The organism is Isoptericola sp. NPDC056618 (assembly GCF_042792715.1).
In the GTDB taxonomy this organism is placed as follows: domain Bacteria; phylum Actinomycetota; class Actinomycetes; order Actinomycetales; family Cellulomonadaceae; genus Isoptericola; species Isoptericola nanjingensis.
In genome coordinates this window covers 51958-66616 of record NZ_JBHTVZ010000005.1, presented here as the reverse complement: position 1 = coordinate 66616, position 14659 = coordinate 51958, and the positions used below count along the sequence as shown (strand labels likewise).

Annotated in this window: 13 protein-coding genes; 12 read left to right on the top strand and 1 reads right to left on the bottom strand. The window is 74.0% G+C overall.

All coding sequences use genetic code 11. The features are described 5' to 3' along the window. Positions 1-76: 76 nt before the first annotated feature. Positions 77-1519 carry a polysaccharide lyase family 1 protein gene (locus ACFQ8T_RS08935; RefSeq protein WP_430546186.1) on the top strand — a complete coding sequence of 481 codons (1443 nt, stop codon included), beginning with the start codon at positions 77-79 and terminating at the stop codon, positions 1517-1519. Between the two features lie 65 nt (positions 1520-1584). After that, on the top strand, positions 1585-2298 hold the full coding sequence (locus ACFQ8T_RS08930; RefSeq protein ID WP_430546185.1) for an HAD family hydrolase: 714 nt from the start codon (positions 1585-1587) through the stop codon (positions 2296-2298). Here the strand turns inward: ACFQ8T_RS08930 and ACFQ8T_RS08925 are convergent. Next, entirely contained in the window at positions 2288-3235 is a 948-nt protein-coding gene (locus ACFQ8T_RS08925) for a RecB family exonuclease (RefSeq protein ID WP_430546184.1), read from the bottom strand. The two genes, ACFQ8T_RS08930 and ACFQ8T_RS08925, sit on opposite strands and share 11 nt — an antisense overlap. 89 nt (positions 3236-3324) lie before the next feature. On the opposite strand from ACFQ8T_RS08925, the gene ACFQ8T_RS08920 reads away from it, so the two are divergent. The 10 genes from ACFQ8T_RS08920 to hisF all read left to right on the top strand — a co-directional run bounded on the left by ACFQ8T_RS08920 (position 3325) and on the right by hisF (position 14578). After that, positions 3325-4446 carry a site-2 protease family protein gene (locus tag ACFQ8T_RS08920; protein WP_430546183.1) on the top strand — a complete coding sequence of 374 codons (1122 nt, stop codon included), beginning with the start codon at positions 3325-3327 and terminating at the stop codon, positions 4444-4446. A 34-nt stretch (positions 4447-4480) separates the two neighbouring features. Further along, a complete protein-coding gene (locus tag ACFQ8T_RS08915; RefSeq protein WP_430546182.1) occupies positions 4481-5515 on the top strand; it encodes a tRNA (adenine-N1)-methyltransferase in 1035 nt (344 codons plus the stop codon). Between the two features lie 179 nt (positions 5516-5694). Next, positions 5695-7362 carry a proteasome ATPase gene (arc, locus tag ACFQ8T_RS08910; RefSeq protein WP_430546181.1) on the top strand — a complete coding sequence of 556 codons (1668 nt, stop codon included), beginning with the start codon at positions 5695-5697 and terminating at the stop codon, positions 7360-7362. Positions 7363-7495: 133 nt separating this feature from the next. After that, positions 7496-9238, top strand: a complete 1743-nt coding sequence (dop, locus tag ACFQ8T_RS08905; RefSeq protein WP_430546342.1) for a depupylase/deamidase Dop — start codon at positions 7496-7498, stop codon at positions 9236-9238. Between the two features lie 185 nt (positions 9239-9423). Then, positions 9424-9621, top strand: a complete 198-nt coding sequence (locus ACFQ8T_RS08900) for a ubiquitin-like protein Pup (protein WP_079575068.1) — start codon at positions 9424-9426, stop codon at positions 9619-9621. Positions 9622-9627: 6 nt separating this feature from the next. Beyond that, positions 9628-10527, top strand: a complete 900-nt coding sequence (gene prcB / locus ACFQ8T_RS08895) for a proteasome subunit beta (protein ID WP_430546180.1) — start codon at positions 9628-9630, stop codon at positions 10525-10527. Beyond that, positions 10524-11246, top strand: a complete 723-nt coding sequence (gene prcA / locus ACFQ8T_RS08890) for a proteasome subunit alpha (protein ID WP_430546179.1) — start codon at positions 10524-10526, stop codon at positions 11244-11246. Before prcB ends, prcA begins: the two co-directional genes overlap by 4 nt. A 94-nt stretch (positions 11247-11340) precedes the next feature. Beyond that, on the top strand, positions 11341-12702 hold the full coding sequence (pafA, locus tag ACFQ8T_RS08885) for a Pup--protein ligase (RefSeq protein ID WP_430546178.1): 1362 nt from the start codon (positions 11341-11343) through the stop codon (positions 12700-12702). Positions 12703-12783: 81 nt separating this feature from the next. Beyond that, positions 12784-13797 (top strand): FKBP-type peptidyl-prolyl cis-trans isomerase, encoded by a 1014-nt coding sequence (locus ACFQ8T_RS08880; protein WP_430546177.1) that lies wholly within the window; start codon positions 12784-12786, stop codon positions 13795-13797. 7 nt (positions 13798-13804) lie between these two features. Next, positions 13805-14578: an imidazole glycerol phosphate synthase subunit HisF gene (gene hisF / locus ACFQ8T_RS08875; protein WP_430546176.1), complete on the top strand. Its 774-nt coding sequence runs from the start codon at positions 13805-13807 to the stop codon at positions 14576-14578. Positions 14579-14659: the final 81 nt, after the last annotated feature.

Below are 14659 nucleotides of genomic sequence, written 5' to 3'. Positions count from 1 at the left end.
CCGCGCGGGAATGGTCGTTGACACGCGAGGGTCACCCTGGTTCGGTACCGGAAGGCGCTTACCAACGGAGGTGACCGTGCCTGCGACAGCGAGGTCGACGAGCTTCATCCCCCTGGCAGTCCCGCGTCCCACCCGGCAGCGGGTCCGGCGGCGGGTCCGGCGGCGGGCGACGGCGGCGTCCGCGCCGGCCGTGCTGGCGCTGCTGCTCGCCGGGCTGGCGGCACCCGCGGCACAGGCGGACGCGGTCGGCGGCCCGCCCGTCGGCTCGCCCGACGACGCGGCCACGGTGGGCTGGGCCACGCAGGGCGGCGGGACGGACGGCGGGGCCGGGGCACCGGCGGGCTCCGTCTCGGTCGTGACCGACCGCGCCGGGCTCCTCGCCGCGCTGGACAACGGCGGACGCCGGGACGAGCCCAAGGTGGTGTACGTCAGGGGCACGATCCACGGCAACGAGGCCGCCGACGGGCGCCTGCTCGGCGAGCAGGACTACGCGCCCGGGTACGACCTGGACAAGTACCTCAGCTGCTTCGGCGTCGAGGGGTGGAGCGACACCCTGCACGAGTACTGCGGTCCGCAGCGGCGGCTGCGGACCACGGGCAGCAACAACCTCAAGCGACAGATCGAGATCCCCGTCCCCAGCAACACGACGATCCTCGGCCTCGGCGACGACGCCGGGCTCGACGCGGCGACCCTCATGCTCCACCTGAGCCACGACGTCGTGATCCGGAACCTCACCCTCGAGGCCCCCGTCGACCACTTCACCTCCTGGGACCCGTGGGACGGCGAGCTGGGCGCGTGGAACGCACGCTTCGACGCGATGTCGTCCGTGACGTCGACGAACGTGTGGGTCGACCACGTCACCTTCACGGACGGCCGGTTCCCGGACACCTCCGCGCCCGCGGGGCCGAACGGGCGGCCGGTGAACTTCCACGACGGCCTGTTCGACGTGAAGGACGGCAGCGACCTGTTCACCGTGTCGAACAGCCGGTTCACCGACCACGACAAGACCCTGCTCATCGGCTCCGGCGACGACAACGCCGACACCGACGCGGGCCGCCTGCGGATGACGTTCGTGGGCAACGCCTTCGAGGGCGTCTGCCAGCGGGCGCCGCGGGTGCGGTACGGGCAGGTGCACGTGCTGAACAACTGGTACAGCGGGTCGTCGAGGGACCCGGTCGCCCCGGTGACCGGGGACCACTGCTACGGCATCGGGCTGGGCATCGAGTCCAGCGTGGTGTCGGAGGGCAACGCGTTCGACTACACCGGGCCCAGCACCGGGCCGGGGATGGCGGTGTCGAACTGGAACGCGACCCGGTTCTCGGACTCCGGGTCGTGGTTCCGGGGCAGCGCCGTCGACCTCGACGACGTGGTCACCGACGGCACGGCCGGCCCGGTCGGGCCCGCGGGCTGGGACCCGGCCGACGTCTACCCGTACGAGGCGCTGGACGGGTACGCCGCGGTGAAGCACCACGGGAAGCACGGGACGGGCGCGGGGGTGCTGGAGGTGGCCCTGCCCTGACGGCGTGCCCCATCTCACGGGGGCGCGGGGGCCGGGGCGCGCGGGCCGGTCCGTACGATGGACGGGTGCCCGAGACCCTCGCCCCCGCCCCGCAGACCACCTCCCCGACGCTGCCCGCGGCCGTCCTGTGGGACATGGACGGCACTCTCGTGGACACCGAGCCGTACTGGATCCGGGCCGAGCAGGAGCTCGTCGCGGAGCACGGCGGCACCTGGACGCACGAGCAGGCGCTGCAGCTCGTGGGGAACGCGCTGACGGTCTCCGCGACGATCCTGCGCGACCAGGGCGGGGTCGACCTGCCGGCCGACGCGATCGTCGACCGCCTGCTGGGTCAGGTCGTGGAGCAGGTCCGTGAGCGGGTGCCGTGGCAGCCGGGTGCGCTGGACCTCCTCACGAGCCTCGCCGAGGCGGGCGTGCCGTGCGCGCTGGTGACGATGAGCTACTCGGCCCTCGCGGAGGAGGTCGTGTCGCGCGGCCCCGCCGGGGCGTTCACCACGCTCGTCACGGGCGACCAGGTGACCCGGGGCAAGCCGGACCCCGAGCCCTACCTGGTCGCGGCCGAGCGGCTCGGCGTCGACGCCGGGGCCTGCGTCGCGATCGAGGACTCGCCCACCGGCATCGCCTCGGCGCGGGCCGCGGGCATCGCGACCCTGGGCGTCGAGGCGGTCGTGCCCGTGCCGCACCTGGACGGGCTCAGCCGCGCCGCGTCGCTGGAGAAGGTCGACGTCGCGACGCTGTCGCGCATCGGCGCCGGCGAGGTCGTGGACCTCACGCTCTGACGGGGTCGTCGTCCGGCGCCACGTCAGGGATCGCGCCGAGGACCACGTCCGAGGCCGCGCCGGGCCCGGGGTCCACCCCGAGCCGTTCGCGCAGCGCGCCCGGCGGGATCGCGGGCGGCGTGCCGCCGAACGCGGGACACAGCGCCTGGTGGGCGCACCACCCGCACAGCCTGCTGCGGCGCGGCCGCCAGTCGCCGGTGCGGGCGGCGTCCTGGATCGCCGACCACAGGGCGCGCACCTTGGTCTCCGTGGCCTCGAGCTCCCGCTCGGCCGGCTCGGCGCGCAGCACCTGGCCGTCCCCGAGGTAGAGCAGCTGGAGCATGCGCGGCAGGTCGCCGCGCTCGCGCCACAGCACCAGGCCGTAGAACCGCATCTGGAACAGGGCGGAGCCCTCGAAGCCGGGCCCGGGCGCGCGGCCCGTCTTGTAGTCGACCACCCGCAGCGCGCCGTCGGGCGCGACGTCGAGCCGGTCGACGATCCCGCGCAGCACGGGCCCGTCGTCGAGCGCCGTCTCGACGCGCAGCTCCCGGGACGCGGGCTCCAGCCGGTTGGGGTCCTCGAGCGTGAAGTAGGTGCCCACGAGCCGCCGCGCCCGGCCGAGCCACTCCGTCGGCGTGGTGCCGGCCGCGTCGCCGCCGTCGTCGAAGAGCGTCGCGTACCGCGGCTCGGCCTCGACGAGCCGCTCCCACTCGACCGGCAGCAGGGCGGCCGCCGCCTCCGGCGTGCGCTCGCCGCGCGGCGCGTCGTAGAGCCGTTCGAGCACGGCGTGCACCAGCGTGCCCCGGGCGGCGGCGGACGCCGGGGGCTCGGGCAGCCGGTCGACCACGCGGAAGCGGAACAGCAGGGGGCAGCGCATGAAGTCGGCCGCGCGGGACGGCGACAGCGCCGGGGCCCGCGACGCCGTCGGCGACGGGTCGGGAGCGGCGGTCGTCGTCATGCGCGCCACCTTACGGGCGAACGGTGACAGGCCGTCCCGCACCGGCCGACGATCGGTCGACGGTCAGCCAGCCCGGATAGCCTGGCCGGGTGACCTCTCGCTCCCGGGGATGGGTGGTCGGCCGCATCGCGGGCGCGCCCGTCCTCGTCACCCCGTCGTGGTTCCTCGGAGCCGTCGTCCTCACCCTCGTGTTCGCGCCCTCGGTGCGGACGTGGTTCGCACCCCAGCTGGGGACGACGGCGGTGCTCGTCGTCGCCGCCGCGTTCGTGCTGCTCCTCTTCGGGTCCGTGTTCCTGCACGAGGTCGCGCACGCCCTCGTCGCGCGGACGCGCGGGCACCGCGTCACCGAGATCGCGCTGACGCTGTGGGGCGGCCACACGGCGTACACCGGGTCGGGCGGGCGCCCGCTCGACGGCGCCCTCGTGGCCGTGGTCGGCCCGCTCACCAACCTCGTGCTGGCGGCCGCGTTCTGGGTCGTGTACCTCCTGCAGCCGGTGTCGTCCGTCGTGACCGCGCTGCTCCTGGCCGGTGCGTTCTCGAACGCGTTCGTCGGGCTGTTCAACCTGGTGCCGGGGCTCCCGCTGGACGGCGGGCAGATCCTCGAGTCCGCGGTCTGGGGCGCGACCGGCTCGCGCACGCGGGGCACGCTCGCGGCGGGCTGGGTCGGACGGGTGGTGGCGGTCGGCGTGCTGGTCGTGGCGCTGCTGTGGCCGCTGCTCGAGGGGCGGAGGCCCTCGTGGGTGACGGTCGCGTGGGCGGCGCTCATCGGCGCGTTCCTGTGGTCCGGCGCGGGCGACGCGATCAAGGGTGCGCGGACCAGGGCCCGGGTCGCGACGCTGTCCGCGCGCGGCCTGGCAGTGCCGGCCGTCGTGCTCCCCGTCGCCGCCACCGTCGCCGGCGTCTCCGAGGCGGCGGCGCGGCAGCCCGGCGCGGTCGTGGCCGTCGTCGGGCCCGCCGGGGAGCCCGTCGGCTGGGTGGACCCGACCGCGGTCGCGAACGTGCCCGCGGGTCAGGCCGCCGCCACGCCGGTGGAGGCCGTCGTCGTCCCGTTCCCGCCCGGGTCCGCGGTGAGCCCCGAGCTCGAGGGCGACGACCTCCTCGACCGCCTCGCCCGCGGCTCGTCCGGGGCGCGCGTGGTGCCGGTCGTGGACGCCGGCCGCCTGACGGGCGTGCTCGACGTCGCCCGGGTCGCGGCCGCGCTCCGCCGATGAGGTGGCGGGAGGCGGGCCGGTAGACTCGCCCGTCGTGACCTCCGCCGACGCCACCGTGCCCGAGAACCGCCCGACCGCCGACCCGACCGGCCGCGCCACGGGTGCGGACCTGCGCCGCGGGCCCCTGCGCGAGGGCGACCGGGTGCAGCTCACGGACCCCAAGGGCCGCCTGCACACCATCACCCTCAAGCCCGGCGGCACCTTCCACACGCACAAGGGGTACTTCCGCCACGAGGACCTCATCGGCCGCCCCGAGGGGTGGGTCGTGACCAACACGGCGGGGATCGAGTACCTCGCCCTGCGCCCCCTGCTGAGCGACTACGTGCTGTCCATGCCGCGCGGCGCCGCCGTCGTCTACCCCAAGGACGCGGGCCAGATCGTGCAGATGGCGGACATCTTCCCGGGCGCGCGCGTCGTCGAGGCCGGCGTCGGCTCCGGTGCGCTGACCATGTCGCTGCTGCGCGCCGTCGGCGACGCCGGCGAGCTGCACTCCATCGAGCGGCGCGAGGACTTCGCGGCGATCGCGCGCGGCAACGTCGAGTCGTTCTTCGGCGGCGAGCACCCGGCGTGGCGGCTGTCGGTCGGCGACCTCGCCGACGTGCTGCCCACCGTGGCCGAGCCGGGCAGCGTCGACCGCGTCGTCCTCGACATGCTCGCGCCCTGGGAGAACGTCGACCCGGTCGCCCGGGCCCTCGTCCCCGGCGGCGTGCTCATCTGCTACGTCGCGACCGCCACGCAGCTGTCCCGCACGGCCGAGGACCTGCGCGCCGACGGCCGGTTCGCGGAGCCGCAGGCGTGGGAGTCCATGGTGCGCGGCTGGCACCTCGAGGGCCTCGCGGTCCGCCCGCAGCACCGGATGATCGGGCACACCGGCTTCCTCGTCACCGCGCGGCGGTTGGCTGACGGCGTCACGCCGCCCGAGCGCACGCGACGCCCGGCCAAGGGCTCCTACCCCGCCCCCGACGCCGAGTGGTCGGAGGAGGAGCTCGGCGAGCGCGCCGTCTCGGACAAGAAGATCCGCCGCGTCCGTCGCGACCTCGGCGTCGCCCCCGACGACGCGCAGGGCTGACGGCCCACGGGCGGTCGTCGGCCTGCGGCAGGTCACCGGGAGGTCTCGGTCGTGTGAACCTCGCGACCGCTCCGTGAAATGAACCCCCGGACGACCGTGTTGATGTCTAGGGTGCTGTACTCCGGGGACGCCTTCCCGCCCGGGGAGGCGGTCACCCGGGCCGCACGAGAGGGGATGCGATGTCCGACAACCCTGTCCGCCCGGAGCCTCGACCGGAGCAGCCGGCGCTGCCCACCGGACCGAGCCACGACGCACAGCTCGCCCTCCTCGCCGCCAAGAACGAGCGGCTCGCCGAGGCGCTCCGCGCCGCCCGCGACCAGATCGTGGAGCTCAAGGGCCAGATCGACGAGCTCGCCAAGCCCCCGGGGACGTACGCGACGTTCCTCGCCGCGCACGACGACGGCTCGGTCGACATCTCGTCGGCCGGCCGGAAGATGCACGTGCAGGCGAGCCCGGGCCTCGACGTCGCCGAGCTGCGCCCCGGGCAGGAGGTCAAGCTCAACGAGGCCATGACGGTCGTCGAGGTCGGCGGCTACGAGCGCACCGGCGAGCTGGTGACCGTCAAGGAGGTGCTCGACGCCGAGCGGGTGCTCGTCGTCGGGCGTGCCGACGAGGAGCGGGTCGTGCGCCTCGCCGGGTCGGTCGCCGACGCGGAGCTGCGGGTGGGCGACGCGCTCACGGTCGACGTGCGCAGCGGGTTCGTCTACGAGGTGGTCCCGAAGTCGGAGGTCGAGGAGCTCGTCCTCGAGGAGGTGCCCGACATCGCCTACGAGGACATCGGTGGGCTGGGGCCGCAGATCGAGCAGATCCGCGACGCCGTCGAGCTGCCGTTCTCGCACCCCGACCTCTTCCGCGAGCACGGGCTGCGGCCGCCCAAGGGCGTGCTGCTGTACGGCCCGCCCGGGTGCGGCAAGACGCTCATCGCGAAGGCGGTGGCCAGCTCGCTGGCGGGGATGGTCGCCAGCGCGCAGGGCGGCGACCCGACGGCCAAGAGCTACTTCCTCAACGTCAAGGGCCCGGAGCTGCTCAACAAGTACGTGGGCGAGACCGAGCGGCACATCCGCCTGATCTTCGCCCGCGCGCGCGAGAAGGCGACGCAGGGTGCGCCCGTCGTGGTGTTCTTCGACGAGATGGAGTCGCTGTTCCGCACCCGTGGCACGGGACTCTCCTCGGACGTCGAGACGACGATCGTGCCCCAGCTGCTCGCCGAGATCGACGGCGTCGAGCGGCTCGACAACGTCATCGTCATCGGCGCGTCGAACCGCGAGGACATGATCGACCCCGCGATCCTGCGGCCCGGCCGCCTGGACGTGAAGATCAAGATCGAGCGGCCGGACGCCGAGGGCGCCACCGAGATCTTCGGCAAGTACCTCACCCCCGAGCTGCCCATCCACCCCGACGACCTGGCCGAGCACGGCGGCAGCCAGAACGAGGCCATCGGGGCGATGATCCGCAGCGTGGTGGAGCGGATGTACTCCGAGGACGAGGAGAACCAGTTCCTCGAGGTCACGTACGCGTCGGGCGACAAGGAGACCCTGTACTTCAAGGACTTCAACTCCGGCGCGATGATCCAGAACGTCGTGGACCGGGCCAAGAAGTCGGCGATCAAGGACTTCCTGGCCACCGGGCAGCGCGGCATCCGGGTCGAGCACCTCCTGTCGGCGTGCGTCGACGAGTTCAAGGAGAACGAGGACCTGCCCAACACCACCAACCCCGACGACTGGGCGCGCATCAGCGGCAAGAAGGGCGAGCGCATCGTCTTCATCCGCACGATCGTCCAGAAGAAGGGTGGCGACGGCACCCCGCGCACCATCGACACGGTGACCAGCACGGGGCAGTACCTGTAGGACGTGCCCGCCGCGGGTGACGCCAGATCGAGGTACCCGTCCCGAGATCGACCCACCGTGGGTCGACTTCGAGACGGGTACCTCGATCTCGTCCCCGGCCACCTAGGGTGGTGGCGTGAGCGTTCGTCGCGTGATGGGGATCGAGACCGAGTACGGCGTGCTGGCACCGGGGCGGCCGATGGCCAACCCGATGCTCATGAGCTCGCAGGTGGTCATGACGTACCGCGCCCTGGTGGCGCGGGCGGGCGCCCGCCCGCCGGCCCGCTGGGACTACGACGACGAGGATCCGCTGCAGGACGCACGCGGGTTCCACCTCCAGCGCGCCTCGGCGCACCCCTCGCTCCTCACCGACGACCCGTCGCGCCCCGCGCCGTCCGGACCCTCGTCGTCCGGCCCGACGTCCGGCAGCACCCCCGCGTCGGCCCAGGTGGCCTCCGCGGCGGGCACGCCCGGGGCGTCCCGCGGTCGGGCGCGCCCCGTCCGGCAGGAGCCGGAGGAGGTGGAGCGGCCGTCGGTCGAGGACTACGACGACCCGAGCGCCGCGAACTGCATCCTCACCAACGGCGCGCGCCTCTACGTGGACCACGCGCACCCGGAGTACTCGTCGCCCGAGGTCACCGGGCCGCGCGACGGCGTCCTGTGGGACGTCGCGGGGGAGCGGGTCATGCTCGCGGCCGTGCGGTCGCTCGCGGAGGTGCCCGGCGGCGAGGTGGTGCTCTACAAGAACAACGTGGACGGCAAGGGCGCCAGCTACGGCACGCACGAGAACTTCCTGGTGGACCGGGCGCTGCCGTTCGGCACGCTGGTCGAGCTGCTGACGCCGTTCCTCGTGACGCGGCAGGTCTTCGCCGGGTCGGGGCGGGTCGGCCTCGGCCCGACGGGCTCGGAGGCCGGCTTCCAGCTCTCGCAGCGTGCCGACTACATCGAGGCGGAGGTGGGCCTCGAGACGACGCTGCGTCGCCCCATCGTCAACACCCGCGACGAGCCGCACGCGGACCGCACGCGGTGGCGCCGCCTGCACCTCATCATCGGCGACGCCAACCTGTTCGAGGTCGCGACCTTCCTCAAGCTCGGCACCACCTCGCTGGTGCTGTGGGTGCTCGAGCACCTCGACGAGCTGGCCGAGGCGGGCGTCCCCGCCCGGGAGGAGCTCGCCGCCCTGCGGCTCGCCGACCCGGTCGCCGACGTCCAGCGGGTGTCGCGCGACCTCGCCCTCGCCGCCCCCCTCGAGCTCGCCGACGGCCGCCGGCTCACGGCGCTGGGGATCCAGGAGGCGTACGCCGACGTCGTGGCCCGGTCGGTCGCGGCGCTCGCGGCAGCGGGTACGACAGGGGGTACTGCAGCCTCCGGCGGGCCGGGCGACGACGAGACCGCCGCGGTGCTGGACCGCTGGCGCTCGGTGCTCCACCGGCTGGGCACGGACCCCTCGACGTGCGCGCGCGAGGTGGAGTGGGTGGCGAAGCACCGTCTCCTGGAGCGGATGCGGTCGCGGGACGGGCTCGGCTGGGACCACCCCCGGCTGCACGCGCTGGACCTGCAGTGGACGGACGTGCGCCCCGAGCGCGGCGTCTACCACCGGCTCGTCGCCTCGGGCGCCGTGGAGCGGCTCGTGGACGACGAGCGGGTCGCGGACGCGGTGCACCACGCCCCGGCGGACACGCGGGCCTGGTTCCGCGGCGAGGTGATGGCCCGGTACGCCGACCAGGTGTCGGCGGCGAGCTGGGACTCGGTGATCTTCGACGTCCCGGGGGCCGCGGCCCTGCAGCGGGTGCCGATGCTCGATCCCTCCCGCGGCACCCGCGCGCACATCGGCGCGCTCCTGGACGCCAGCCCGGACGCGGCGGCGCTGCTCAAGGGGCTGCGCGGCGACGGGTGACCGCCTGACCGGCGACGACGTCGTCCGGACCGTGCCCGGTCCGTGCACGGGGTGGAGTCGTTCAGCCCTGGGCGCAACCGGCGTGGACGTCGCCGCGCGGTGTCGGTCGCAGCGCATAGGCTGGCGTCGCGAGACTCTCCCGGAGCTCCTTGTCGGGGGCTCCGCAGCAGCGAAGGAGGCGGACCATGGCCGGTCAGGAACGGATCAACCCGCAGCACGAGGACCGCACGCCCGACGACGACGCGGACACCCCCGCCCCGGTCGCCCCGGCGGCGACCGAGCGCGACGCCGAGGTGGACGCCCTGCTGGAGGAGATCGACGAGGTCCTCGAGACGAACGCCGAGTCGTTCGTGCGGGGCTTCGTGCAGAAGGGCGGTCAGTGAGCGCCCATGACCCACGCTGACACCTCGGGACGGCTGCCGGACGCGTTCCTGCGCCCCGGCTCGTCCTCGTTCGTGGACTTCCTCGCGGGCCACGCGCCCGATCTGCTGCCCGGGCGTCGCGACGTCGGCGGCGCGAGCGCCGACGGGCTCGCCCCGCACGCCACCACCATCGTCGCGCTGACCTTCGGCACCGACGACGGCGGCCGCGGCGTGATCATGGCCGGCGACCGCCGGGCCACGGCGGGCAACCTCATCGCCAGCCGCGAGATGGAGAAGGTCTTCGCCGCCGACGCGTACTCGGTGGTCGGCATCGCGGGGTCCGCGGGCGTGGCGATCGAGCTCGTGCGGCTCTTCCAGCTCGAGCTGGAGCACTACGAGAAGATCGAGGGCTCCCTGCTCTCCCTCGACGGCAAGGCCAACCGCCTGTCGACGATGATCCGCGGCAACCTGCCCCTCGCCCTGCAAGGCCTGGCCGTCGTGCCGCTGTTCGCGGGCTACGACCTCGACCGCGGGTACGGGCGGCTGTTCAGCTACGACGTCACCGGCGGCCGGTACGAGGAGCACGACCACCACACGGTCGGCTCCGGCTCGGTGTTCGCGCGCGGCGCGCTGAAGAAGCTGTGGCGGCCCGGGCTCGACGCCGACGCGGCGGTCGGTGTCGCGGTCGAGGCGCTCTACGACGCGGCCGACGACGACAGCGCGACCGGCGGCCCCGACCCCGTGCGCCAGATCTGGCCCGTGGTGAACGTCGTGACCGCCGACGGCGTGCGCCGGGTGGCGGACGAAGAGCTCTCCGCGACGGTCGAGAGGATCGTCGACGAGCGCGGGGCCGCCCACCGGGCCGCCCACGGCGACCGCCCCGCCGGCGGTCCCCGGACCGGCAACCAGGGGGGTGCGCGCGCATGACGATGCCGTTCTACGTCTCGCCCGAGCAGCTGATGAAGGACCGGGCGGACTTCGCCCGCAAGGGCATCGCCCGTGGCCGGTCCGTCGTCGTGCTCGCGTACGAGGGCGGGATCGCGTTCGCCACGGAGAACCCGTCGCGAGCGCTGCACAAGATCTCGGAGATCTACGACCGCATCGCGTTCGCCGCGGTGGGCAAGTACAACGAGTTCGAGAACCTGCGGGTCGCCGGGGTCCGCTACGCCGACCTGCGCGGGTACTCCTACGACCGCACCGACGTCACCGCGCGCGGGCTGGCCAACGCCTACGCGCAGACGCTGGGCACGGTGTTCACCACCGAGTCCAAGCCGCTGGAGGTCGAGCTGGTCGTGGCGGAGGTGGGGGACAGCCCGGCTGCCGACCAGATCTACCGGCTGTCCTACGACGGCTCCGTCGCGGACGAGCACGGGCACGTCGTGATGGGCGGCCAGGCGGAGCAGCTGGGCGCGCGCGTCGGCGAGGCCTGGCACGAGGGGATGACGCTGCCGCAGGTGCTCGCGCTCGCGGTGCGCACCCTCGGCGCCGTGGGGTCGGACGGTTCCGTCGCCGCCGAGGGGGAGGAGCGCGAGATCGCGCCCGCCGGCCTCGAGGTGGCGGTGCTGGAGCGCGCGGGCCGGCGGCGGGCGTTCCGCCGGCTGCAGGGCGCGACGCTGGCCGGGCTGCTCGAGCAGCCCGGTGAGTGAGACTGGCGACTGAGACGGGCGAGCAGGTCGCACCGTAGTCGGGCACCAGGTGGGGCAGCAGGTCGGGCAGCAGGGCCGAGCGAGGGGAGACGTCGTGGACCGCAGGATCTTCGGTCTGGAGACCGAGTACGGGGTGACGTGCGCGGCGGACGACGGGCGCGGCCTGTCCGCGGACGAGGTGGCCCGCTACCTGTTCCGCAAGGTCGTGGCATGGGGGCGGAGCTCGAACGTCTTCCTGCGCAACGGCTCGCGCCTCTACCTCGACGTGGGGTCGCACCCCGAGTACGCGACGGCGGAGTGCGACGACGTGCACCAGCTCGTGGCGTACGACCGGGGCGGCGAGCGCATCCTCGAGGGGCTGGTGGCCGACGCGCAGCAGCGGCTGGAGCACGAGGGCCTGTCCGGCAAGGTGCACCTGTTCAAGAACAACACCGACTCCGCGGGCAACTCCTACGGCTGCCACGAGAACTACCTCGTGCGCCGGCAGGGCGACTTCTCGCGCCTCTCCGAGGTGCTCGTGCCGTTCCTCATCACCCGCCAGGTGCTCACGGGTGCGGGGAAGGTGCTCGCCACCCCGCGCGGCGCCGTCTACTGCCTGTCCCAGCGCGCCGACCACATCTGGGAGGCCGTCTCCAGCGCCACCACCCGCTCCCGGCCGATCATCAACACGCGCGACGAGCCGCACGCCGACGCGGAGAGCTACCGCCGCCTGCACGTCATCGTCGGTGACTCGTCGATGGCCGAGCCGACCACGATGCTCAAGGTGGGCGCCACGGACCTCGTGCTGCGCCTCGTCGAGGCGGGCGTGCCGATGCGCGACCTCACCCTCGAGAACCCCATCCGCGCGATCCGCGAGATCAGCCACGACCGCACAGGCCTGCACCCCGTCCAGCTCGCCAACGGCCGCACCGCCACCGCCGTCGACATCCAGTGGGAGTACTTCCACCGCGTGCGCGAGCACGTCGACGCGCACGCCGGCGCCACCCCCGTCGTCAAGCAGGTGCTGGACCTGTGGGAGCGCGGGCTGCGCGCGCTGGAGTCCCGCGACCTGTCCCTCGTGGACCGCGAGCTCGACTGGGTCATCAAGCTCAAGCTCATCGAGCGGTACCAGGCCAAGCACGACCTGCCGCTCGACGACCCCCGCATCGCGCGCCTCGACCTCGCCTACCACGACATCTCCCGCACCGAGGGGCTGTACAACCTGCTCGCCGCGCGCGGCATGGTGGAGCGCGTGGTCACCGACCTCGAGGTGTTCGAGTCGACGGCGGTGCCGCCGCCCACGACGCGCGCCAAGCTGCGGGGCGACTTCGTGCGCGCCGCGCAGGAGGCGCGCCGGGACTACACCGTGGACTGGGTGCACCTGAAGCTCAACGACCAGGCGCAGCGCACCGTGCTGTGCAAGGACCCGTTCAAGAGCGTGGACGAGCGCGTCGATCGGCTGATCGAGTCGATGTAGGTCGGGCGTGGGCGCGGCCGCTCGGAGGTCGGGCGCGGACCGCTGACCAGGGGTGAGCGGCGGGCGTGGCAGACTGTCGCGGTGCTCCGCCGTCTGACCCTTCTGATCTCGCTGCTGCTCGGTGGCGCGCTCGTGCTGGGCGGGTGCGGCTCGTCGCTGCTGGACGACCTGGGCAAGCGGCCGTCGTCCGCGCCGTCGGCGGCGCCCGTGCAGGTCTCGGGGGCGGTGGGGGAGCCGCCCGCGCTCGACTACGAGCAGCCGTACGACGTCGTGCAGGCGGGCGCGCGGACGGTGTGGCCCGGGTCGGGCGAGCCCGTGGTGGACGGCGAACCCGTGCTGCTGAACATGTACGCCGAGGACGGGCGCGACGGCACCGTCATCTCGAGCACGTACATCGACGCGCCGGGGTGGTACTCGATGTCGCCCGAGTCGCTCGGCTCGAACCTCTACGACACGCTGCGCGGCCAGAAGGTGGGGGCGCGGATGCTCCTGCTCGAGCAGGACGGCGACGTGCCCGTGATCCTCGTCGTCGACGTGCTGCCGACGCACGCCTCCGGCGCCGAGGTGAGCGCGGCGAAGGGACTCCCGACCGTCAAGCGCGGCGACGGCGGCGCACCGAGCGTGACCGTGCCGCGGAAGGCCGACGCGCCCGCCGACCTGCAGGTGCAGCCGCTGGTGCGGGGCACCGGGCCGCAGGTGCAGGTGGGGCAGGTCGTCACGATGCGGTTCACCGCCGTGCGGTGGAGCGACGGGCGGCAGTTCGACACGACGTGGACCGCCGGGACGCGGCCGCAGTCCGCGACGATCGGCATCGGCCAGCTCGTCGACGGCCTCGACCAGGGGCTGGTCGAGCAGACCGTGGGCTCGCAGGTGCTGCTCGTGGTCCCCCCGAGCCTCGGCTACGGTGGCACCAGCAGCGACCTCGCCGACGAGACCCTGGTCTACGTCGTGGACATCCTGGACGCGCACTTCCAGGTCACCGAGGACGAGTCGACCGGCAAGGGCAAGGGCGACGACGGCGGTGACCCGGAGCAGAAGTCCGGCACGGGCTCGGACGAGCCCGCCGGGAGCGACGACAGCAGCAAGGAAGGGTGAGTCCCGCATGTCCGTGGCCGTCCGCGTGATCCCGTGCCTCGACGTCGACGACGGTCGCGTCGTCAAGGGCGTCAACTTCACGAACCTGCGCGACGCGGGCGACCCCGTGGAGCTCGCGTCCCGGTACGACGGCGAGGGTGCCGACGAGGTGACCTTCCTGGACGTGTCCGCGTCGTCGGGCGGCCGCGACACGATGATCGACGTCGTGCGGCGGACCGCCGACCAGGTCTTCGTGCCCCTCACCGTGGGCGGCGGCGTGCGCTCGACGGAGGACGTCGACCGCCTGCTGCGCGCCGGCGCCGACAAGGTGGGCGTCAACACCGCCGCCATCGCGCGGCCCGAGCTGGTCGCGGAGATCGCGGCCCGCTTCGGTCGGCAGGTGCTGACCCTGTCGGTGGACGCCCGCCGCGTCACCGGCGAGACGGTGACCCCCTCGGGCTTCGAGGTCACGACCCACGGCGGTCGCCGCGGCACGGGCATCGACGCCGTCGAGTGGGCGGCGCGGGTCGCCCACCTGGGCGCGGGCGAGATCCTGCTGAACTCGATGGACGCCGACGGCACCACTGCGGGCTTCGACCTCGAGATGCTCGCCGCCGTGCGCGAGAAGGTCGACGTGCCGCTCGTGGCGTCGGGCGGCGCGGGGACCCCGGAGCACTTCGTCGCCGCGGCCCGCGCGGGCGCCGACGCGGTGCTCGCCGCGAGCGTCTTCCACTTCGGCGCGCTGACGGTCGGTCAGGTCAAGACGGCGCTGGCCGAGGCGGGCATCGAGGTGCGGAGGTGAGCGCGGGGTCGGTCGGGCGACTGGCTCGCCGGCCGTGAGCGGAGCCGTCACGACCGCGCTCACGGGGTCGAGGCTGCGCCG

Excerpts from the sequence above, each read along its gene's own strand:
- ACFQ8T_RS08925 (WP_430546184.1), bottom strand. The coding sequence starts at position 3,235 with ATGACGACGACCGCCGCTCCCGACCCGTCGCCGACGGCGTCGCGGGCC.
- arc (WP_430546181.1), top strand. The coding sequence starts at position 5,695 with ATGTCCGACAACCCTGTCCGCCCGGAGCCTCGACCGGAGCAGCCGGCG.
- dop (WP_430546342.1), top strand. The coding sequence starts at position 7,496 with ATGGGGATCGAGACCGAGTACGGCGTGCTGGCACCGGGGCGGCCGATG.
- ACFQ8T_RS08900 (WP_079575068.1), top strand. The coding sequence starts at position 9,424 with ATGGCCGGTCAGGAACGGATCAACCCGCAGCACGAGGACCGCACGCCC.
- prcB (WP_430546180.1), top strand. The coding sequence starts at position 9,628 with ATGACCCACGCTGACACCTCGGGACGGCTGCCGGACGCGTTCCTGCGC.
- prcA (WP_430546179.1), top strand. The coding sequence starts at position 10,524 with ATGACGATGCCGTTCTACGTCTCGCCCGAGCAGCTGATGAAGGACCGG.
- hisF (WP_430546176.1), top strand. The coding sequence starts at position 13,805 with ATGTCCGTGGCCGTCCGCGTGATCCCGTGCCTCGACGTCGACGACGGT.